Origin of the sequence: Pantoea sp. X85 (genome assembly GCF_029623675.1) — a bacterium.
In the GTDB taxonomy this organism is placed as follows: Bacteria; Pseudomonadota; Gammaproteobacteria; order Enterobacterales; family Enterobacteriaceae; genus Pantoea; species Pantoea leporis.
The window spans coordinates 580,812-602,561 of the sequence record NZ_CP121108.1; the positions used below are offsets into that span (position 1 = coordinate 580,812).

The following is a 21,750-nucleotide window of genomic DNA, read 5'->3' on the forward strand; positions in this document are numbered from 1 at the left end:
CCGCACGGAGTCCAATTTTGTCCGACCATGCTCATCTGATTCGCTACTTAAAAAAACAGCACGTGCTGTCGTTATCTGCCAGCCACGGCGACGATCTGTGGTGTGCCAACTGCTTTTATGTATTTGATGCCGCGAACATGGCGTTCTGGCTGATGACTGAACCGGACACGCGCCATGGCGCATTAATCCAGTCAAATCCGCGCGTGGCGGGCACGGTGAATGGCCAGCCCAAAAGTGTGCTGCTGATTAAAGGCGTGCAGTATCGCGGCGTGATTAAGCTGCTAAGCGGAGACAGGGAAGTTATTGCGCGTCACGCTTATCAGAAGCGTTTTCCAGTGGCAAAGAAGGTCACCGCACCATTGTGGGAAATCGTGCTCGACGAAGTGAAGATGACCGACAATGCGCTGGGCTTTGGCAAAAAGATTATCTGGACCCGGCCTTAGGGCCGCCATTCACGGCGACCCCAATGCAGGAAAAACTATCAGGCCGCGTTCAAAATCCGCAGCGACTCGCGATTAAACGCGGGCAGGTCTTCAGGCGTGCGGCTGGTAACTAACTTGTCATCATCCACCACCACTTCTTTATCGTAAAAATCCGCACCGGCATTACGCAGATCGATGGCGATGGCTTTTACGCTGGTCATTTTGCGGCCGCGCACGCCGTTCGCGCTGATCAGCAGCTGCGGGCCATGGCAAATGGCAAACACCGGCTTGCCGCTGGCAACAAACTCCCTGGTGAAGTTGACGAAGCGATCGTCACCGCGCAGGGCATCGGGAGAGTGTCCGCCGGGCAGCAGCAGCGCATCGAACTCGGCTGCATTCACATCATCAATAGCCTTGTCGATGTTGACCTCAGCTTTACCCTGCTTCCCTTTAACGATGTTGTCGGCCTTAAACTCGATGGTAACCACTTCATGGCCCGCCTGAGTGTAAGCCTCCGCCGGTGAGGTAAACTCTGAGTCTTCAAATTCATCGGTAATCAGTACCGCTATTTTCTTGCTCATCTTTTTTCCTCCTTGTTGATCACGAACCTTATGTTCGTTGCACTTCTAACCCAACAAGCCTGGTAGCCATGTCGCAAAAAGCAAGCCAGCCGGCAATTCTTCCGGGAGGTAAATTTCCGCGCCGGATCAAGTTTAGGCGATTTCCACATGGCGCAATGAAATGACCTGAATGACACTAAGGCCTTTCCGCCGCGTATCCTAACGCGGCATCGTTATTCAGTTGAATACGGAATTCCGTGATGACCCAACTCCCTTCTCATGCCCCGGCGACACGCTTCGCCTGGTGGAAACCGCTGCTGTTCCTCGCCGTGGTAGTAATCGGCCTGTGGTATGTCAAATGGCAGCCTTATTACGGCAAAGCCTTTACTGCTGCCGAAACGCATTCGATCGGTAAATCGATTCTGGCCAATGCGGCGGACTCACCGTGGCGCGCGGCGCTTGATTACGCCATGGTCTATTTCCTCGCCGTGTGGAAAGCGGCCGTGCTCGGGGTGATCCTCGGATCGTTGGTGCAGGTGCTGATTCCGCGCGCCTGGCTGCTGCGTCTGATGGGCAGCTCACGCTTTGGCTCGACGCTGATGGGCACTGGATTAGGTTTGCCGGGCATGATGTGCAGCTGCTGTGCGGCGCCGGTAACCGCTGGCTTACGTCAGTCACAGGTTTCCAGCGGTGCGGCGATGGCGTTCTGGCTGGCGAATCCGCTGCTCAATCCTGCCACGCTGATTTTTATGGGCTTTGTGCTCGGCTGGCATTTTGCGGCGATTCGGCTGGTAGCGGGTTTGCTGATGGTGTTAGGCATCGCGTGGTTGGTGCAGCGCAGCGTGCCGGATCAGGCCGTTACCGCCCCCGTTATCCCGGCCCGCGATGAGCAGCCGTTTCTGTCACGCTGGCTGCGGGTGATGTGGCGACTGTTCTGCAACACCATTCCTCTGTATATCGTCGCGGTATTGTTGCTCGGCGCCGCGCGCGTGTGGCTGTTCCCGCACGCGGATGGCGCGGTGGGTAATACGCTGTTTTGGGTGATGTTGATGGCAATCGCCGGCTGCCTGTTTGTGATTCCTACCGCCGCGGAAATCCCGATTGTGCAGACCATGATGTTGGAGGGCATGGGCATTGCGCCCGCGCTGGCGTTATTAGTCACGCTGCCCGCCGTGAGTGTGCCGTCGTTATTGATGCTGCATCGCGCCTTTCCCGCACGGGCGCTGTGGATCGCGCTGATCGGCGTGGCAGGCAGCGGCATGCTGCTCGGCGTGCTCGCTTTGTGGCTGGCGTAACCACCAAATCTTCTGATTGCGGCTGCCACGCCACAGCAGCCGCGCATCTTTCTCCGCTTCGATAAAGCGTCCATCAATCAGCACATCAATTTCCTCCACCACTTCGCGCTGCGCCGCGCTGAGTTCCGCCATTTCATATCCGGTCCACAGCCAGATATCCTTATCCGGACACTCACGCCGCACGCGTTTCACCAGACGACGTATATGCGGCACGTTGTGCGGATGCAGCGGATCGCCGCCGCTCAGCGACAAGCCCTGGCGCGCAATGCGCCGATCGTTAAGATCGGCGATCAGCTGCTCTTCCATCTCCAGCGTAAACGGCACGCCGGAATCCAGCCGCCACGTGCTTTGGTTGTAGCAGCCGCGACATTGATGTTCGCAGCCCGCGACAAACAGCGTGCAGCGCGTGCCGGGCCCGTTAACGATATCAACCGGATAATAGCCGTGGATGCGCATCATCCCAGTTTTCCTGTCTCCAGATGTTTAACGCGCCGCTGTACTTCTTGCTGCTTACCGGCGTTAAATGGACGCGCATCCGGGCTGCCGAGATAGCCGCACACGCGGCGCGTCACCGACACGCGCGCCGGCTCGTGATTACCACAGCATGGGCAGGTAAACCCTTTGCTGGTGCAGCTAAACTCGCCGCTAAAGCCGCATTCGTAGCACTCATCAATCGGCGTATTGGTGCCGTAATAGGGCACGCGGTGATAGCTGTAATCCCAGACATCTTCGAGCGCCTTGAGGTTGTGCTGGATGTTGGGATATTCGCCGTAACAGATGAATCCGCCGTTAGCGATGGCGGGATAGGGCGCTTCAAAGTCGATCTTGTCGTACGGATTGACCTTCTTCTCAACGTCGAGATGGAAGCTGTTGGTGTAATACCCTTTGTCGGTAACGCCGGCCACCACGCCAAATTCGGCGGCATCGAGGCGACAGAAGCGGTCGCACAGATTCTCGCTCGGCGTGCTGTACAAGCTGAAGCCGTAGCCGGTTTCCGCTTTCCACGCATCCACCGCGCGGCGCAGGTGCGTGACAATTGCCACGCCTTTTTCCCGCAGGTAATCGGCGTCATACGGATGCACTTGGTTGCCGCTCAGCGCATTCAGCGTTTCATGCAAGCCGATGTAGCCAAGGGAAATTGAGGCGCGGCCGTTGCGGAAAATGGCGCCCACTTCGTCATCCGCTTTCAGGCGCACGCCGCAGGCACCTTCCATATAGAGAATCGGCGCTACGCGCGCTTTGGTTTTTTCCAACCGGGCTATACGCGTCATTAAGGCACGTTTCGCCAGCGCCAGACGTTCATCGAGCAAGCGCCAGAACTGCGCTTCATCGCCTTTGGCTTGCAGCGCGATACGTGGCAGATTGAGGCTAATGACGCCAATATTGTTGCGGCCTTCGTGAATCTGCTCGCCGTTCTCCTCGTAGACGCCAAGGAAGCTACGGCAGCCCATCGGCGTTTTAAACGAGCCGGTCACTTCCACCACTTTTTCGTAGTTGAGGATATCCGGATACATGCGCTTGCTGGCGCACTCTAGCGCCAGCTGCTTGATATCGTAATTAACATCGGCAGGCCGACGATTCACGCCTTCGCGGATTGCAAACACCAGTTTAGGAAACACCGCGGTTTTGTGATTTTTGCCCAATCCGGCAATGCGGTTGCGCAGAATGGATTGCTGGATCAGGCGCGCGGCCCAGTCGGTGCCGAGGCCAAAGCCAAAGGTGACAAACGGCGTCTGGCCGTTGGCGGTGTGCAGCGTATTCACTTCATATTCCAGCGACTGAAACGCGTCGTAGCACTCTTTCTCGGTGCGAACGCGCGCATAGGCTTCGGCATCCGGAATCTGCCATTCCAGCGCCACCGCGCGGTGTTTTTCCAGACTGAGCGTAACGAACGGTGCCAGCACTTCATCAATGCGATTGATGGTGGTGCCGCCGTAAATGTGGCTGGCGACCTGTGCGATAATCTGTGCGGTCACCGCCGTGGCGGTGGCGATTGATTTGGGCGGCTCGATCTCGGCGTTGCCCATCTTAAAACCGTGGGTCAGCATGCCGTGCAGATCGATCAGCATGCAGTTAAACATCGGGAAGAACGGAGAATAGTCGAGATCGTGATAGTGGATGTCACCACGTTCATGCGCCAGCACCACATCGCGTGGCAAGAGTTGCTGCTGAGCGTAATGTTTGGCGACGATGCCAGCCAGCAGATCGCGCTGGGTGGGAATCACTTTGCTGTCTTTATTGGCGTTTTCATTAAGCAGCGCGGCGTTGGTTTGCTCCACTAAACCGCGAATAGCGTGATGCAGTTTACCGCGCTGCTCGCGTGCTAAATCGCGGTCATGGCGATATTCGATGTAGGCACGCGCCAGCTGCGGCCAGCGCCCGCTCATCAGCGTCTCTTCCACCGCACACTGAATGTCGCGGATATCCACTTCAGCCTTGTCAGCCAGCTGTTGACTGACCTGCGCCGCCACTTGCGCGCACCACGCCGTATCATCGATTTGTACCGCAGCTGCAGCCGCGTTGACTGCCGCCTCAATCCGCTGCGCATCAAACGGCACTCTGCAGCCGTCACGCTTAATCACCACCGTCGCCATTTCTTCTCCATGAAACTATATGTAGATAATTTTAAGGAGTTTAATCGCTATATGTGGTGTTTGCGCTGAGATTAATCGCCGACGGTTTGACCTACAACAAAGAAGCCACTACCAGGAATGAAAGCCGCGCAATGGTGACGACGGCGTTAAAAGTTTTAACCTGCCTTGATTTCAGTTTGTCGCCACTTGCTTTGCAAAGCGAAACAGGTTTAATGGGCCTTTTGCCCATTTTGGTCCGTTGTTTCATTTACAAGGATGCCCAGATGCCATTGCAAAGAACTCTGCTTGCCTGTTGTTTATCCATGACTTTTTCCGCCTTCGCCGCGCCGGCTGGAGATTTACCGCTGATGCCGTGGCCACAGAGCGTTGTGCAGCCAGGCGGCGGCGGGGCGTATGCGTTAACACCGCAGCTCACGTTGCATATCTCGGGCGATCATCTGGAAGGTGCTGAATCGCGCTGGCGCGCGCGTATTGCGCGGCAAACCGGCTGGCCGCTGCTGCCGGCCAGCGCATCCAGCGATCATCCCAGCATTCAGGTACAAATCGCGCAGGCGGTTGATCCGCTTCCCCAACCAGACAGCGACGAAAGTTATCATCTGTTGGTTAACAGCGATGGCGTCTTGCTGAAAGCCAACACGCGCTTTGGCGCGATGCGCGGCATGGAAACCGTGCTGCAGCTGATTGAAAACACCGAAAACGGCACCGAAATTCCCTACGTCACCATTGATGACAAACCGCGCTTTCCGTGGCGCGGCGTGCTGATCGATTCGGCGCGCCACTTCTTGCCAATTGAAACCGTGAAACGACAAATCGACGGCATCGCCGCCGCGCGTATGAACGTGTTTCACTGGCACTTAACCGACGATCAAGGTTGGCGATTTGCCTCCAGCCACTATCCGCAGCTGCAGGAGAAAGCCAGCGACGGCTTGTACTACACGCAGCAGCAGATGCGCGATGTGGTGCGCTACGCCACGCAGCGCGGCGTACGCGTGGTACCGGAAATCGATCTGCCCGGTCATGCGTCGGCGATAGCAGTAGCGATGCCGGAGTTAATGAGCGCGCCGGGACCGTATCAGATGGAGCGCGGCTGGGGGGTGTTTAAGCCGCTGCTCGATCCCAGCAACGAAGCGGTATTTCGCTTTATCGACACCTTAATGGGCGAAGTGACGGCGATCTTCCCCGATCCCTACATCCACATTGGCGGTGATGAGGTTGATCCAACCCAGTGGAATGATTCCACACGCATTCAGCAGTTTATGCGCGACCACGGTTTAAAGGATACGCATGCGCTGCAAGCCTGGTTTAATCAGCGCGTTGAGAAAATCCTCGAAGCGCATCAGCGCCGCATGATCGGCTGGGATGAGGTTTACCATCCTGATCTGCCTAAAAGCATTCTGATTCAATCGTGGCAAGGACAGGATGCGTTGGGCACGGTGGCGAAAAACGACTTTCGCGGCATTCTCTCCACCGGTTTCTATCTCGATCAGCCGCAAACCGCCGCCTATCACTATCGCAATGAACCCTGGCCGCAGGGGCTTAACGGCGCGGATCAGGTGCAGGCAGGTGAGCAGGCGCAGAGCTGGCAATTCACCATGCCGCGTTTGAAAGGCAGCGCGCTGAAAGGCAGCTTAACCCTCATAGAAGGGAAAAAAGGCTGGCGCGGCTTTATCGATTTCAGCGGCAAAGCGCGTCGCATGGTCAGTGATATCCGCTGGCTGTCGCCCACACAGCTGACGTTCAGCGTCGATACGTGGATGGGGCCATTCCAGCCGATGGTGACGCTAACGCAAGACAAGCTGACCGGTTATATGCTGGTGGGCAACGTGCGCTATCCCGCAGAAGGCAGCAAGTTGCCGCAGGTGCCAGCCGGCATTGCGCCATCGCTGCCGACGCCGCAACAGATGCAGAACAACCTGATTGGCGGCGAAGCGGCGCTGTGGGCGGAGAATGTTAACAGCCGGGTAATCGATACACGCCTGTGGCCGCGCGCCTTTGTGGTGGCGGAGCGGTTATGGTCGGCGCAGGATGTCACCGACAGCGATAACATGTATCAGCGCCTGAGCGCGGTGGATCGCTGGAGCACTGTTTCTGTCGGCTTGCAGCAGCATCAGCAGGCTGAAGTGCAGATGATGCGACTGGCGAACAGCAGTGACATCACGCCGCTGCGCATATTGGCCGAAGTGCTGGAGCCAGCGCAATACTACACGCGCCAGCATCTGAAATTTCAGGCGGGACATTATGACTATTTTGAACCGCTCAATCGTTTGGCGGATGTGTTGCCGGCCGAGAGCAACGCGGTGCGTGTGCTGGATAAGCAGGTGGATCGCTTGATCGCCAATCGCGCCGATCATGCGGCGGCGCATGCCATCCGTCAGCAATTGCAGCGCTGGCAGAACAACAGCGATGCGGTGATGCCGCTAATTCTGCGCAGCTATCAGCTCAAGCCGCTGCAGCAGCAAGTACAGCAAGTAGCAGAGTTGAGCCGGATGGGACTGGATTTGGTCAATGCGCTGGAACGTAATCAGGCGTATGGCGCAGGTGAGGTGGCGCAGATGCATTCACAACTGGATGCGGCAGCGCAGGTGCAGGACGAAACAGTGCTGGCGCTGGTGCGGCCGCTGGAGAAGTTGCTGCGATCGTTTAAATAAATATTGTGCTGGCTGTCCCCCTCCTCGGTCCTCCCCCATAAATGGGGGAGGAAGAGGCTGCCATATGTCAGTGATGAAGCTGCATGTGGCAGCATCTCCTTCCCCCGCTTGCGGGGGAAGGCCGGGATGGGGGACAGCCAGCACCAACCAACCAAATCAACGACGTACCGCAATCGCCTCGATCTCAATCTTCACATCTTTCGGCAGGCGCGCCACTTCCACGCACGAACGCGCTGGGAAGCTGGCGTTGTGCTCGGTGAAGAACGCTTCATAAGTCGCGTTCACGGTGGCGAAGTCATTCAAATCCTTCACAAACACGGTGGTTTTCACGATATCGCCCACTTTCAGGCCGGCGGCTTCGACAATCGCCTTCACATTTTCCAGTGATTGACGTGCCTGCGCGGAAACATCGTCGGCAACGGCGCCAGTGGCCGGATCAACCGGGATCTGGCCTGAAGTGATGATCATGCTGCCGAGATCCACGCCCTGCACGTAAGGGCCAATCGCTGCGGGTGCGTTTGAAGTACTGATTTCGCGAGACATTGTTTCTCCTTGAAAGTGCGCGGCCGACCGATGTCCGCCGCGAAATGAATCGTCCCATTATAGGGACGACGCGGGCGATTACCAGTGACCGAGCACCACGTGGCGCGCGAACTCTTTCTCGCAATATTTGCACTTCAGATGCACATCATCTTCGCGCTTTTTCACCGCAAAACTGGTGAACACCGGCTCGTTACGGCTGATACAGTTGCTGTTCGGGCAGGTCAGCACGCGGTCAATACGATCCGGCAAGGTGGGGGCGATCTTCGCCACCACTTCGTATTCGTCAATGCGGTTTACCGTGGCGAGCGGCGCATAAACCGCCAACTGATTGATCTGATCGTCGGTCAGGAAGGTATTTTCGATCTTGATCAGATCTTTACGGCCCATCTCGCCCGACGGCAAGTTAAGGCCGATGGTGATGCGCTGATCGGTTTCGGTCAGACGAAACAGCGAAAGTAACTTAAAGCCGACCTGCGCCGGGATATGGTCAATCACCGTGCCGCGTTTGATGGCTTCAACCTGCAATTTATTATCGTGAGTCATCGCTTTCTCCTTACAGTGCCAGTTCGCGATTCAGTACCAGCGCCAGCAGCGCCTGGCGAGCGAAGATGCCATTTCCAGCCTGCTGAAAATACCAGGCGTGCGGCGTGCTATCCACGTCGGTGGTGATCTCGTCGATACGCGGCAGCGGATGCAGCACTTTCAGGTTGTCGCGCGCACCGGCTAAATCAGCGGCGCGCAGGATGAACTGCGCTTTGACGTTGGCGTATTCCGACGGATCGAGGCGCTCTTTCTGCACGCGCGTCATATACAGAATATCGAGTTCTGGCATCACTTCTTCGATGGTGTCGTGGCGCGACCAGGCAATGTTCTGCTCATCCAGCATATCGGTGATGTACGCCGGCATCGCCAGCGCATCCGGCGCGATAAAGAAGAAGCGGTTGCCATCAAACTTCGCCAGCGCCTGCGTCAGTGAATGCACGGTGCGGCCATATTTCAGGTCGCCGACCATTGCCACATTCAGGTTATCCAGGCGATTTTGCGTTTCTCGGATGGTGAAGAGATCGAGCAGCGTTTGCGTTGGATGCTGGTTAGCGCCATCACCGGCGTTGAGAATCGGAATGCCGCCGGAGAATTCCGTCGCCAGACGCGCGGCGCCTTCCTGCGGATGACGCATCACGATGGCATCAACGTAAGTCCCAATCACCGAAATGGTATCGGCGAGGGTTTCGCCTTTCTTGCCGAGCGAGGTGTTGCTACCGTCGGCGAAGCCCACTACCGACGCGCCGAGACGATGCATCGCGGTTTCAAACGACAAACGCGTACGCGTTGAAGCCTCAAAGAAGCAGCTGGCGATCACATTGTGTTTCAGCAGCTCCGGCTGGGGATTGGCTTTCAGCTGGGCAGCGGTATGCAGCACCAGCTCCAGCTCGTCGCGGTTGAGATCGTTGATGGAAATGATGTGCTTGCGATATAGCGGGTTGGCCATAGCGTTCTCCTCTGCGCTGCCGGATTGCGGACAAAAAAAAAGCCCCTGCTTAAGGGGCTTTTTTTACGATCGATTGATGACGGAAAGAAACAGATGCGCCGCCCGCTGTCAGGCGTCGTTGAGCGTCAAATTGTGCGCTGCGCTGTTGCATGTTTCCTCCGGCAAATTGGGCCGCATTATACGCATTCACTGATTTGCATCAAGCAAATATCGCGCGCGAGGTAAACGTTTGCGGCGCCACCAATCATAGCTTGCCGAGCGTCGCCACCATCACCGCTTTAATGGTGTGCATGCGGTTTTCAGCCTGATCAAAAACGATGCTGTGCGCAGATTCAAACACCTCATTACTCACTTCCATGCCATCGTGCAAACCGTGCTGCTCGGCCATTTGACGGCCCAGCGTGGTTTTATCGTCATGGAAGGCCGGTAAGCAGTGCAGGAACTTCACCTGCGGATTGCCGGTCAGCGCCAGCATCGCGCTATTAACCTGATAAGGACGCAGCAGGGCGATGCGATCTTCCCACACCGATTTGGCTTCGCCCATCGACACCCACACATCCGTGTAGATGAAGTCGGCACCTTGCACACCTTCGGCGATATCTTCGGTCAGGGTGATTTTGCCACCGGTTTGCTGTGCGGCCACGCGGCATTGCTCCACCAGTTCCGCTTCCGGCCAGCAGCCTTTTGGCGCCACCAGACGCAGATCGAGGCCGACCAGCGCAGCGGCTTCCAGCATGCTGTTGCCCATGTTGTTGCGCGCATCGCCGACGTAAACCAGCGTCATTTCATTCAGCGATTTACCCGGCAGATGCTCCTGCATTGTCAGCAGATCGGCCAGCAGTTGCGTGGGGTGGAATTCGGTGGTCAGGCCGTTCCACACTGGCACGCCAGCGAATTCCGCTAAGGTTTCCACCAGTTCCTGGCCGTAGCCGCGATACTGAATACCGTCATACATGCGTCCCAGCACGCGCGCGGTGTCTTTCATCGACTCTTTATGGCCGATTTGGCTGCCGCTTGGGCCGAGATAGGTGACGTTAGCGCCCTGATCGTAAGCGGCAACTTCGAAAGAGCATCGGGTACGAGTCGAGTCTTTTTCGAAGATGAGCGCGATGTTTTTGCCTTTCAGGTACTGCGTTTCGCTGGCATTTTTCTTTGCGTGTTTTAATTCACCTGCCAGACTCAGCAGAGAATCGATTTCGGCTGGGGTGAAATCCAGCAATCTCAGGAAATGTCTTTGATGTAGCTGACTCATACAGCGCTCCGGATGCCTACATTAAATGAATTAAAATTCAATCTAACCGTATGAATATGCATTTTCAACCCCAGCGCTAAGAAACTTGTTGTTTTGTGTAGTGGCGCGCGAGGCAGTGTGGGAAAATAATTGAATTCAGCCGAATATTTGAGGACACACCCATGGCATATGAAGCATTGCTGGAAGAACAGCGCGAAGAGACGCGACTGATCATTGAAGAGTTGCTGGAAGACGGCAGCGATCCAGATGCGCTTTACACTATTGAGCATCATCTCTCCTGCAACAACTTCGACTCGCTGGAGAAGGTCGCGGTTGATGCCTTCAAGCTGGGCTACGAAGTGAGCGAGCCAGAAGAGCTGGAGCTGGAAGACGGCACCACCGTAATGTGTGTGGATATCCTGAGCGAAGGCGCGTTGAAGCCAGAGCTGATTGATGCGCAGGTTGAGCAGCTGGTGAATCTGGCGGGCAGCTACAACGTCGATTACGACGGGTGGGGCACCTACTTTGAAGATCCTGATGCCGAAGATGAAGACGACGATGGCGAGTTCATCGACGACGAAGAAGACAACGGTGTGCGTCACTAAGCATGACTGGGCGGCACTCGCCGCCCTGAACACGTTTCCCCGTAAGACAAAAGACTGCCCATGAATTACGCTCCGCTATTAGAACCGATCTATCAATTCCTGCATTGCCGCACGCCACAAGCGTGGATTGATGAAGCACGCAAGCCGGAAAATCTGACGTTGCTGCTCACCGATCACATGGTTTGTGAATTAAAAGCCGCGCAAACCGCGGTGTTCATCATCCGTAAATACGTGGCGGATAAGCCAAGTGGTGATGCCATTCTGGCATGGCTCAAGCCGTATGAAGATTTTATCTACCGCGACGAGCAGGACGGCAACTTTATCAATGCCCACAAGAATCTGACCAAAAGCATTATCGTGCGCAACGAGCTGCCGTGGGCCGATGATTTGGTGGAGATGATGGTGCTGCTGGTGAAAGAGGAGCTGCACCACTTCTATCAGGTGTGGGAAATCATGCAGTCGCGCGGTTTGCCGTATCGCAAAATCACTGCCAGCCGCTATGCCAAAGGTTTGATTCGCGAGATTCGCACATACGAGCCGGAAGCGCTGGTGGATAAGCTAATTTGCGGGGCGTACATCGAAGCGCGATCCTGCGAACGTTTCGCCAGCCTGGCGCCGTATCTGGATGAGCAACTGGAGAAGTTCTATATTTCGCTGCTGCGCTCGGAAGCGCGTCACTATCAGGATTACCTGAAGCTGGCGCAGCAGATTTCGCCGAAGGAGATTGCGCCGCGCGTGCAGGTGTTTGGCGAGGCAGAAGCGCGCTTAATCAGCGAGCCGGATGGCGAACTGCGGTTTCATAGTGGAGTGCCGGCGGTTTAGGTTTGTGCGCGCTGTCCCCCTCCTCGGTCCTCCCCCATAAATGGGGGAGGAAGATGCTGCCACATGCCAGTGATGAAGCTGCATGTGGCAGCATCTCCTTCCCCCGCTTGCGGGGGAAGGCAGGGATGGGGGACAGCGAGCACACACAGCGAGCACACACAGCCAGCACATCACAACACCTTCAGCATCCGCACTTCACAATCCACATGCCCGGTACAACCCATCGCGCTATCAATCAGCTCAAACCCCAACGACTCATACAACTTAATCGCACGCGTCAAACTGCCGGTGGTTTCCAGATAGCAGCGCTGAAAGCCCTGCTGACGGGCGAATTCCATGGCGCGCAGCGCCAGATCGCGTGCCAGACCTAAGCCGCGCACCTGCGGCAGGAAATACATTTTCTGCAGCTCACAGATATCCGGCGCGCTACAGGCCAGCGGTGCAACGCCACCGCCGCCCACCACCACACCGTCATGTTCCACAATCCAGTAAGCGCTGTTGGCTTCGCTGTAGAGTTCGAACAGGCGATCGAGATGGGGATCGGACACGGTGTAGCCTTTATCCGCCGTCAGGCCAAATTCAGCTGACACATCACGGATCACCTGCGCAATCAGCGGGTTATCGGCGGCTGAAATGGGGCGCACCTTTAAATTGATGGGAGCGTCGGTGGTCATCATTATCTTCCGGTATAAAAAAGCCGGGCAGTGCCCGGCTTCGATTAAGCAGTTGGACTGAAGCGCTTACAATGCCGCAATCACGCCCTGCTGTTCAAACAGTTTTGCTTTTGATTGCTCAAGCTCAGCCACGCGCTCACGCTCTTTCGCGACAACCGCTTCCGGCGCACGTGAGACAAAGCCTTCATTGGCCAGCTTGGTCTGGATCTTCTCGATTTCGACATCAAGTTTCACCAGCTCTTTCGCCAGACGCTCCAGCTCGGCTTCTTTGTTGACCAGATCCGCCATCGGAATCAGCAACTCAGCGCCTTCAACAATCTTGGTGACCGAAACCGGGCCTTTCTCGCCTGCAGGCAGAATGGTCAGGCTTTCCAGACGCGCCAGACGCGACAGGAAGGTGCGGTTCTCTTCGATGCGACGCTGCGCGGCGGCAGAGCAGTCACGCAGCAGCACGTCGAGCGGCTTGCTTGGTGCGATGTTCATCTCAGCACGGATATTACGTACCGCGACGATCGCCTGCTTCATCCACTCGATATCGGCTTGCGCTTCGGCATCCTCTTTCGCCGCGTCATACTGCGGGAACGGCTGCAGCATGATGGTATCGTGATCGATGTTTTTCAGGCCTTTCACACGCTGCCAGATGGTTTCGGTGATGTAAGGAATGATCGGGTGCGCCAGACGCAGCAGCGCTTCCAACACGGTGACCAGCGTATTACGCGTACCGCGCAGTTCCGCTTCGCTACCGCTGGTCATCACCGGCTTGGTCAGCTCCAGATACCAGTCACAGAACTGGTTCCAGGTGAAGTCGTACAGAATGTTGGCCGCGATATCAAAGCGATAGTTATCCAGCGCTTCGCGATAGGCTTTCACGCTGCGGTTGAACTCGCTCAGAATCCAGCGATCCGCCAGCGAAAGCTTCATTTCGCCGCCATTTTGTCCGCAATCCTGCTCTTCGGTATTCATCAGCACGAAGCGGCTGGCGTTCCACAACTTGTTGCAGAAGTTGCGGTAGCCTTCGAGGCGCTTCATATCCCAGTTGATGTCACGACCGGTAGAAGCCAGCGCGGCAAGGGTGAAGCGCAGCGCATCGGTACCTGAAGGCACGATGCCGTCCGGGAACTGCTTTTCGGTACGTTTGCGGATCTTCTCAGCCAGCTGCGGCTGCATCATGTTGCCGGTACGTTTCTCCAGCAGATCTTCCAGCGAAATGCCGTCAATCATATCCAGCGGATCGATGACGTTACCTTTCGACTTGGACATCTTCTGGCCTTCTTCATCGCGGATCAAACCGGTCATGTAGACGGTTTTGAACGGCACCTGCGGCTTGCCGTTTTCATCTTTGATAAAGTGCATGGTCAGCATGATCATGCGCGCAATCCAGAAGAAGATGATGTCGAAGCCGCTCACCAGCACGCTGGTTGGATGGAAGGTACGCAGCGCTTCGGTATTCTCCGGCCAGCCCAGCGTCGAGAAGGTCCACAGACCGGACGAGAACCAGGTATCCAGCACGTCGTCATCCTGGCGCAGCGCCACATCGGCAGCCAGATTGTTTTCCTGACGCACTTCGTCCTCGGTGCGGCCAACATAGACGTTGCCGTCGTTGTCGTACCATGCTGGGATGCGGTGTCCCCACCACAGCTGACGTGAAATGCACCAATCCTGAATGTCACGCATCCATGAGAAGTACATGTTTTCGTACTGCTTCGGCACGAACTGGATATCGCCATTTTCTACCGCTTCAACCGCGACTTTCGCCAGCGGTGCGGTGCGCACATACCATTGGTCGGTCAGCATTGGCTCGATCACCACGCCGCCGCGATCGCCGTAAGGCACGGTGAGGTCGTGCGGTTTGATCTCTTCCAGCAGGCCAATCTCATCAATGGCGGCAACCATCGCTTTACGCGCGGCGAAACGCTCCATTTTCTGGAACTGTGCCGGGATGTCGTCCGCGCACGCATCGCTGACTTCGCCATTGGTATCGAACACTTCCGCGCGCTCGCGGATGTCGCCATCAAAGGTCAGAATGTTGATCATCGGCAGCTTATGACGACGACCCACTTCGTAGTCGTTGAAGTCATGCGCAGGCGTGATCTTCACGCAGCCGGTGCCTTTTTCCATATCAGCGTGTTCATCGCCAACGATCGGAATACGACGGTTCACCAGCGGCAGGATCAGCTCTTTGCCGATCAGATCTTTATAACGCGGATCTTCCGGGTTAACCGCGACGCCGGTATCGCCCAGCAGGGTTTCCGGACGCGTGGTCGCCACCACCAGATAATCTTTACCTTCAGCGGTTTTCACGCCGTCAGCCAGCGGATAGCGGATGTGCCACATCGAGCCTTTGCTCTCGCGGTTTTCCACTTCCAGATCGGAGATTGCGGTACGCAGTTTTGGATCCCAGTTTACCAGGCGTTTGCCACGGTAAATCAGGTTCTCTTTGTACAGGCGGACAAACACTTCGCGCACGGCGTTGGACAGACCTTCGTCCATGGTGAAGCGCTCGCGCTCCCAGTCAACCGAGTTGCCGAGACGACGCATCTGGCGAGTAATGGTGCCGCCGGATTCCGCTTTCCACTGCCAGATTTTGTCGATGAATGCATCGCGGCCATAATCCTGGCGCGTTTTGCCCTCTTCAGCGGCGATTTTGCGTTCTACCACCATCTGTGTAGCGATACCGGCGTGATCGGTACCGGCCTGCCACAAGGTATTTTTACCCTGCATGCGCTGGTAGCGAATCATGGTATCCATGATGGTCTGCTGGAAAGCGTGACCCATATGCAAGCTGCCGGTGACGTTCGGCGGCGGGATCATGATGCAAAAGCTTTCCTGGCTGGTATCGCCATTCGGTTTAAAGTAGCCCTGCTGTTCCCAGTGCTCGTAGAGCGGCTGCTCGATATCTTGCGGGTTATATGTCTTTTCCATTTCTACACTGTCGTTTGCGGCGAGGGTGGCGTCGCCGTATTCAATTGGAAACCAACGCTGCGATAGGCTTTGTAGCGATCGCGCGCCAGTTGTTTTAGGGATTCTTCATAAGGAACGAAGTCTATCACTTCATGGAAACCAGTAGCAAAATCTGCGAACTGTGGCAGAAGGCTGATCAGCAGATCGCGCGGTGAACTACCGCGACGCTGTGGCCAGGCCAGCTCAACCGGAGCGCCGTAGCGCGGGCCTTCTCCCGCCAGATTGTGCGGCACAAAGGCGTTAGCCGGAAGTTGCCAGAGCGCTTCATCCAGCCGATTGGCTTGTTCTTCGTTTTCACAGGCAATCAGGATGCGTTTGCCGTCACGCCAGCGTGTTTCGGCAAGAGAGCACACCAACGCTTCGATGGCGGTTAGGCCATCACCGGCGCTCTCAGACTCCATCACATAGAAAGTGGCGTTTTTCATGGGATCCTTTGGATGAGAGGGGGGGCTGGGTGCTTGCTGTCCCCCCACCTCGGTCCTCCCCCACAAGTGGGGGAGGAAGATGCTGCCCTATGTTAGTTGTGAATTCGCATGTAGCAGCGTCTCCTTCCCCCACTTGTGGGGGAAGGCCGGGATGGGGGACAGCCATCACCAGATCAATCGTCGCCGTTCAACCCTGCGCGATTCAGCAGGAACTGCGACAGCAGCGGTACCGGACGGCCGGTTGCGCCTTTGGCTTTACCGGAACGCCATGCGGTACCGGCGATATCCAGGTGCGCCCAGTTAAACTTACGCGCAAAGCGCGCGAGGAAGCAGGCGGCGGTAATCGCACCGCCAGGACGGCCGCCAATGTTCGCCATATCAGCAAAGTTGGATTCCAGCTGCTCCTGATACTCATCCGCCATCGGCAGACGCCAGGCGCGGTCGCCGGACTGCTCAGATGCGCTGATCAGCTCGTGCGCCAGCGGATTGTGGTTCGACATCAAACCGCTAACGTGATGACCCAGCGCAATCACGCAGGCGCCGGTCAGTGTGGCCACGTCAATCACCACTTCTGGCTCGAAGCGTTCAACGTAGGTCAGCGCATCGCATAGCACCAGACGGCCTTCGGCATCGGTATTCAGCACTTCAACGGTTTGACCTGACATAGTGGTCAGCACGTCGCCCGGACGCATCGATTTGCCATCAGGCATGTTTTCACAGCCCACCAGCACGCCCACCACGTTCAGCGGTAAATTCAGTTCCGCCACCATGCGCATCACGCCGTAAACGGACGCCGCACCGCACATGTCGTACTTCATCTCATCCATGGAATCGGCCGGTTTGATCGAGATACCGCCGGAATCAAAGGTTAAGCCTTTGCCAACCAGCACGATGGGGCGCGCTTCTGGATCGTGATTGCCTTTGTACTCAATCACCGACATCAGCGATTCATTGTGCGAACCTGCGCCAACCGCCAGATAGGCGTTCATCCCCAACTCTTTCATCTGCTGTTCGCCGATGACGCGGGTGGTGACATTTTTGCTGTACGCATCCGCCAGCTGACGCGCCTGCGACGCCAGATACGCGGCGTTACAAATATTTGGCGGCATATTGCTGAGATCTTTGGCGGCTTTAACACCGGCAGCTACGGCCAAACCGTGCTGAATGGCACGCTCGCCGCTGGTAAGTTCACGGCGGGTCGGCACGTTGAACACCAGTTTACGCAGCGGACGGCGCGGCTCGACTTTGTTGCTTTTCAGCTGATCAAAGTTGTAGAGCGCTTCTTTAGAGGTTTCGACCGCCTGACGCACTTTCCAGTAAGTATTGCGACCTTTGACGTGCAGTTCAGTCAGGAAGCACACCGCTTCCATTGAGCCGGTGTCGTTCAAAGTATTGATTGTCTTCTGAATGACCTGCTTATACTGGCGCTCATCAAGCTCGCGCTCTTTACCGCAGCCGATCAGCAGGATGCGTTCGGAGAGGATATTCGGCACATGGTGCAGCAGCAGCGTTTGGCCCACTTTTCCTTCCAGTTCACCGCGGCGCAGCAGGGCGCTGATGTAGCCATCGCTGATTTTATCCAGCTGCTCAGCAATGGGTGACAAACGGCGCGGTTCGAAAACGCCAACAACAATGCAGGCGCTACGCTGTTTTTCCGGGCTACCGCTTTTTACACTGAACTCCATGCACTCTCCTGAATCTTAAAGACAACGGCCTTGGCTGTCGTTAGAATGTAGCGCGCTCGTAACTCATTAATTCGTTGCGACGCCATGACAATTCAACGCCGGTAGTCATAATGAGTGGTGGTGACAAGTATGTTGTTTTTTCACCACACTAACGCGTTCGTCATACTATTTTAGCTACGATGACGGCCATTGATGAAGAAAAATGGCTGATAAGCGTTGAAACTAGCGATTTTCCTGCAAAAAGACAAGTTATCACAGGCGTACTAAGCGTGATCATCATTAGATATCTGGTTCGGGAAACGCTCAAAAGCCAGCTGGCTATCCTCTTCATCCTGCTGCTGATCTTCTTTTGTCAGAAGTTAGTGCGGATTTTGGGAGCTGCGGTGGATGGCGAAATCCCAACAAACTTAGTTCTGACATTGTTAGGACTCGGCGTGCCTGAAATGGCACAACTTATCCTGCCCCTAAGCCTGTTTCTGGCGATTTTAATGACCCTTGGGCGGCTGTACACCGAAAGTGAAATCACGGTGATGCATGCCTGCGGCCTGGGCAAAAGTGTGCTGATTAAAGCCGCGATGATCCTGATGCTGTTCACCTCGCTTGTGGCGGCGGTTAACGTCATTTGGTTAGGGCCATGGTCATCACGTTATCAGCAGGAAGTGACGCAAAACGCCAAATCAAACCCAGGCGCGGCGGCGCTGGCGGCTGGGCAGTTCCAGACCTCTAGCGACGGCAATGCGGTGCTGTTTGTTGAAGATGTGAAGGGCAATACCTTCGGCAACGTGTTCCTGGCGCAGCTGCGTCCCAAAGGCAACGCGCGTCCCTCGGTGGTGCTGGCTGATAGCGGCCACATGGAGCAACACAAAGATGGCTCGCAGGTGGTGACGCTGGATAAAGGCACGCGTTTTGAAGGCACCGCCTTGCTGCGTGACTTCCGCATCACGGACTTCGTCAACTATCAGGCGGTGATAGGCTACAAAGAAGCTACGCTCGATCCGAACGATGCCGATCAGGCGGATATTAGCACGCTGCTCAAGACTAAAACCCCGCAGTTCCAGGCGGAGTTGCACTGGCGCTTGACGCTGATCTTTGCCGTATTGGTTATGGCGTTGATGGTGGTGCCGCTTAGCGTGGTGAACCCGCGTCAGGGCCGAGTGCTGTCGATGCTGCCTGCCATGCTGCTATATCTGATCTTCTTCTTACTGCAAAGTTCTCTGCGTTCCAACGCCGCGAAAGGCCGCTTCGATCCGGCCATCTGGATGTGGGTGGTGAACTTCTCCTATCTGGCTTTGGCGGTGCTGCTGAACATGTGGGATACCGTGCCGATGCGTCGCATCCGCGCGCGCTTTAGCCGTGGAGGATCGGTCTGATGTTTAAGGTTCTTGACCGCTATATCGGCAAAACCATCTTTAACACCATCATGCTGACGCTGTTCATGCTGGTGTCGCTGTCGGGCATTATTAAGTTCGTCGATCAGCTGCGGAAAACCGGGCAGGGCGCTTATACCGCGCTGGACGCCGGTTATTACACGCTGCTCAGCGTACCGAAAGATATCGAAATCTTCTTCCCGATGGCGGCGCTACTGGGCGCACTGCTCGGTTTGGGCACGCTGGCGCAGCGTAGTGAACTGGTGGTGATGCAGGCATCGGGCTTTACCCGCATGCAGGTGGCGCTGGCAGTAATGAAAACCGCGATTCCGCTGGTGCTGTTGACCATGGCGGTGGGCGAATTCGTTGCACCGCAGGGTGAACAGATGGCGCGTAACTACCGTGCGCAGCAGCTGTACGGTGGCTCGCTGGTTTCGACGCAAAACGGACTGTGGGCGAAAGACGGCAACGACTTCATCTACATCGAGCGCATCAAAGGCGATAACGAGATTGATGGCGTCAGCATCTACAAGTTCAGCGATCAGCGCCGTTTACTCAGCGTACGCTATGCGGCGAGTGCCGCCTGGAATGCGGATAAAAAGGTCTGGGCGCTGTCGCAGGTCGATGAATCGGATCTGCAAGATGCCAAACAAATTACCGGCTCGCAAAGCCTGAGTGGCGAATGGAAAACCAACCTGACGCCTGACAAGCTCGGCGTAGTGGCGCTGGACCCGGACGCGCTCTCGATCACCGGCCTGTATAACTACAGCAAATACCTCAAGCAGAGCGGCCAGGTTGCCGGGCGCTACCAGCTGAATATGTGGAGCAAAATCTTCCAGCCGCTCTCTGTGGCGGTGATGATGCTGATGGCGCTGTCGTTTATCTTTGGTCCGCTGCGAAGCGTATCTATGGGCGTGCGCGTGGTGACGGGGATTAGCTTTGGCTTCCTGTTCTACGTTTTGGACCAGATTTTTGGCCCGCTAAGCCTGGTATACGGTTTGCCGCCGATTCTGGGTGCGATTCTGCCGAGCGGTGCATTCTTCGCCATCAGCTTGTTCCTGCTGATGAAACGCCGCTAAGCCTTGTAAGGTCGCCATTCATGGCGACCTTTTTACTGAATACGCTCGATCCAACCCGGCACCTGCGACAACACATACAAAATCAGCCCAATCGTTCCGCCAACCAGCGTGCCGTTAATGCGGATAAACTGCAGGTCGCGGCCGATATTCAGCTCAATTTGCTGCGACATATCGCGCGCATCCCAGCTTTTCACCGTATCGCTAATATGGCGCGTCAGGAAGGCAGCAAACTCAGGCGCTATGCTGCGTGCGGCATCTTCCAGATGCTGATTCATCGAGGCGCGCAGCGCTTCGTCAGCCGCCAGCGTCTCACCCAGCCACAGCGCGGCCAGTCTGACGCGCTCCTGCACCCGTGAATCCTCACTATTTAGATCGTCTTTCAGCCAGCCCCGTAAATCCTGCCACAGCTCGCCAATGTAGCGATTGAACGTCTCATCTTCCTTCAGCCAGCTCTTGATGTTTTCAGCACGTTCCGCCATTTCGGGATCGCTTTTCAGCCGCTCAATCAGCCGCTGCACCGCGCGGTCGAAGCCCAGGCGCAACTCATGCCCCTGATCGAGCGCGACCTGATCGAGTATCGAATCCACCGCATTCGCAACCAAATCGGCGCTGTGTTCGCCCAGCCATTCGGTTGGCAGCATTTTGGCTTTGATCGGATGTTCGCGCTTGAGCCAGCGCACAATCTGCGCGGCGATAAACTCGCGCGTACCGGGCTTGTGCAGCAAGCGCAGCAGCTGTTGTACCGCCGCATCCAGCAGCTCCTGATGGCGATTATTTTTCGTCAGGCTATCCAGCAGCAGCGCACTGGATTGGGTGAGATCGACCTTATCCAGCGCGCGATGCACCGCACGGCGCAGAAAGCGTTGAATGCGTTGATCATCGGTGAGATCGAGAAAACCGCGCATCACCTGTAACAGATGGCGACCAATACGATCGGCGTTGCCCGGCGTGTTCAGCCACTGCGCCAGCATCTGCGACGGATCATGGCGGCGAATCAGCGCCAGCAGCGAATCGGTATCGAGGAATTTCTCCTGCACGAAGCGACCGAGATTTTCGCCAATGCGATCTTTATTGCGCGGAATAATCGCTGTATGACGTGAGATAAACGGCACCGGCACGCGCCGGAACAGCGCCACCACGGCGAACCAGTCGGCTAATGCGCCGACCATCGCCGCTTCTGCGATTGCCTTCAGCCCAAGCACCCAAAAGTTGGCTGGCAGAAACAGCGTCACAATAAAGGTGGCTGCCGCAATCAGCAGCAGCGACAGCGCCAGACGTTTGCTGCGTTTGAGTTGTTGGAATTTATCCATAGTTCTTTAAATACCCTAAACAATTCGAGTTGCAGGAAGA

Annotated in this window: 19 protein-coding genes; 7 read left to right on the forward strand and 12 right to left on the reverse strand. The window is 56.2% G+C overall.

Annotation, left to right across the window (positions count from 1 at the left end; translation table 11 throughout):
* Positions 1 to 17 precede the first annotated feature (17 nt).
* Positions 18 to 443 (forward strand): YhbP family protein, encoded by a 426-nt coding sequence (locus P6287_RS02615; RefSeq protein ID WP_110868059.1) that lies wholly within the window; start codon positions 18 to 20, stop codon positions 441 to 443.
* Positions 444 to 481: 38 nt separating this feature from the next.
* Here P6287_RS02615 and P6287_RS02620 read toward each other — a convergent pair whose 3' ends face one another.
* Positions 482 to 1,003: a type 1 glutamine amidotransferase domain-containing protein gene (locus P6287_RS02620; protein ID WP_277974453.1), complete on the reverse strand. Its 522-nt coding sequence runs from the start codon at positions 1,001 to 1,003 to the stop codon at positions 482 to 484.
* A gap of 239 nt (positions 1,004 to 1,242) precedes the next feature.
* Between P6287_RS02620 and P6287_RS02625 the strand changes: the two genes are divergently transcribed.
* Positions 1,243 to 2,277: a permease gene (locus P6287_RS02625; RefSeq protein WP_277974454.1), complete on the forward strand. Its 1,035-nt coding sequence runs from the start codon at positions 1,243 to 1,245 to the stop codon at positions 2,275 to 2,277.
* On the opposite strand, the gene nrdG is transcribed toward P6287_RS02625, so the two are convergent.
* Both nrdG and nrdD read right to left on the reverse strand, forming a co-directional pair.
* Positions 2,170 to 2,736, reverse strand: coding sequence for an anaerobic ribonucleoside-triphosphate reductase-activating protein (gene nrdG / locus P6287_RS02630; protein ID WP_110868057.1), 567 nt, complete (start codon positions 2,734 to 2,736; stop codon positions 2,170 to 2,172). The two genes, P6287_RS02625 and nrdG, sit on opposite strands and share 108 nt — an antisense overlap.
* Positions 2,733 to 4,871, reverse strand: coding sequence for an anaerobic ribonucleoside-triphosphate reductase (gene nrdD, locus P6287_RS02635; RefSeq protein ID WP_277974455.1), 2,139 nt, complete (start codon positions 4,869 to 4,871; stop codon positions 2,733 to 2,735). Before nrdD ends, nrdG begins: the two co-directional genes overlap by 4 nt.
* Before the next feature lie 263 nt (positions 4,872 to 5,134).
* On the opposite strand from nrdD, the gene P6287_RS02640 reads away from it, so the two are divergent.
* Positions 5,135 to 7,519: a family 20 glycosylhydrolase gene (locus P6287_RS02640; RefSeq protein ID WP_277974456.1), complete on the forward strand. Its 2,385-nt coding sequence runs from the start codon at positions 5,135 to 5,137 to the stop codon at positions 7,517 to 7,519.
* Positions 7,520 to 7,675: 156 nt separating this feature from the next.
* Here P6287_RS02640 and ridA read toward each other — a convergent pair whose 3' ends face one another.
* From ridA to argF, 4 genes are all read right to left on the reverse strand, one after another.
* On the reverse strand, positions 7,676 to 8,062 hold the full coding sequence (ridA, locus tag P6287_RS02645) for a 2-iminobutanoate/2-iminopropanoate deaminase (RefSeq protein ID WP_061718232.1): 387 nt from the start codon (positions 8,060 to 8,062) through the stop codon (positions 7,676 to 7,678).
* A 78-nt stretch (positions 8,063 to 8,140) separates the two neighbouring features.
* Positions 8,141 to 8,605, reverse strand: a complete 465-nt coding sequence (gene pyrI, locus P6287_RS02650; RefSeq protein WP_007886734.1) for an aspartate carbamoyltransferase regulatory subunit — start codon at positions 8,603 to 8,605, stop codon at positions 8,141 to 8,143.
* A 10-nt stretch (positions 8,606 to 8,615) separates the two neighbouring features.
* On the reverse strand, positions 8,616 to 9,551 hold the full coding sequence (gene pyrB / locus P6287_RS02655) for an aspartate carbamoyltransferase (protein ID WP_277974457.1): 936 nt from the start codon (positions 9,549 to 9,551) through the stop codon (positions 8,616 to 8,618).
* Between the two features lie 244 nt (positions 9,552 to 9,795).
* Positions 9,796 to 10,803: an ornithine carbamoyltransferase gene (argF, locus tag P6287_RS02660; RefSeq protein WP_137385078.1), complete on the reverse strand. Its 1,008-nt coding sequence runs from the start codon at positions 10,801 to 10,803 to the stop codon at positions 9,796 to 9,798.
* 161 nt (positions 10,804 to 10,964) lie between these two features.
* Here argF and rraB point away from each other — a divergent pair, with 161 nt between their 5' ends.
* Both rraB and miaE read left to right on the forward strand, forming a co-directional pair.
* Entirely contained in the window at positions 10,965 to 11,387 is a 423-nt protein-coding gene (rraB, locus tag P6287_RS02665) for a ribonuclease E inhibitor RraB (protein WP_008104254.1), read from the forward strand.
* 60 nt (positions 11,388 to 11,447) lie between these two features.
* The gene (gene miaE / locus P6287_RS02670) at positions 11,448 to 12,209 is read left to right on the forward strand and encodes a tRNA isopentenyl-2-thiomethyl-A-37 hydroxylase MiaE (protein ID WP_101762230.1); all 762 of its coding nucleotides are present in this window, start codon (positions 11,448 to 11,450) and stop codon (positions 12,207 to 12,209) included.
* A 170-nt stretch (positions 12,210 to 12,379) separates the two neighbouring features.
* On the opposite strand, the gene P6287_RS02675 is transcribed toward miaE, so the two are convergent.
* From P6287_RS02675 to pepA, 4 genes are all read right to left on the reverse strand, one after another.
* A complete protein-coding gene (locus P6287_RS02675; RefSeq protein ID WP_277974901.1) occupies positions 12,380 to 12,883 on the reverse strand; it encodes a GNAT family N-acetyltransferase in 504 nt (167 codons plus the stop codon).
* A 66-nt stretch (positions 12,884 to 12,949) separates the two neighbouring features.
* Positions 12,950 to 15,805 carry a valine--tRNA ligase gene (locus tag P6287_RS02680; RefSeq protein WP_192412475.1) on the reverse strand — a complete coding sequence of 952 codons (2,856 nt, stop codon included), beginning with the start codon at positions 15,803 to 15,805 and terminating at the stop codon, positions 12,950 to 12,952.
* 2 nt (positions 15,806 to 15,807) lie between these two features.
* On the reverse strand, positions 15,808 to 16,269 hold the full coding sequence (locus P6287_RS02685; RefSeq protein ID WP_110868052.1) for a DNA polymerase III subunit chi: 462 nt from the start codon (positions 16,267 to 16,269) through the stop codon (positions 15,808 to 15,810).
* 173 nt (positions 16,270 to 16,442) lie between these two features.
* A complete protein-coding gene (pepA, locus tag P6287_RS02690; protein ID WP_101762227.1) occupies positions 16,443 to 17,954 on the reverse strand; it encodes a leucyl aminopeptidase in 1,512 nt (503 codons plus the stop codon).
* Between the two features lie 269 nt (positions 17,955 to 18,223).
* Between pepA and lptF the strand changes: the two genes are divergently transcribed.
* Positions 18,224 to 19,324 carry an LPS export ABC transporter permease LptF gene (gene lptF / locus P6287_RS02695; RefSeq protein ID WP_110868051.1) on the forward strand — a complete coding sequence of 367 codons (1,101 nt, stop codon included), beginning with the start codon at positions 18,224 to 18,226 and terminating at the stop codon, positions 19,322 to 19,324.
* Positions 19,324 to 20,400 carry an LPS export ABC transporter permease LptG gene (lptG, locus tag P6287_RS02700; protein ID WP_137385080.1) on the forward strand — a complete coding sequence of 359 codons (1,077 nt, stop codon included), beginning with the start codon at positions 19,324 to 19,326 and terminating at the stop codon, positions 20,398 to 20,400. The genes lptF and lptG overlap by 1 nt, the downstream gene beginning before the upstream one ends.
* A gap of 32 nt (positions 20,401 to 20,432) precedes the next feature.
* Here lptG and P6287_RS02705 read toward each other — a convergent pair whose 3' ends face one another.
* Positions 20,433 to 21,710, reverse strand: a complete 1,278-nt coding sequence (locus P6287_RS02705) for a DUF445 domain-containing protein (RefSeq protein ID WP_110868050.1) — start codon at positions 21,708 to 21,710, stop codon at positions 20,433 to 20,435.
* Positions 21,711 to 21,750 lie beyond the last annotated feature (40 nt).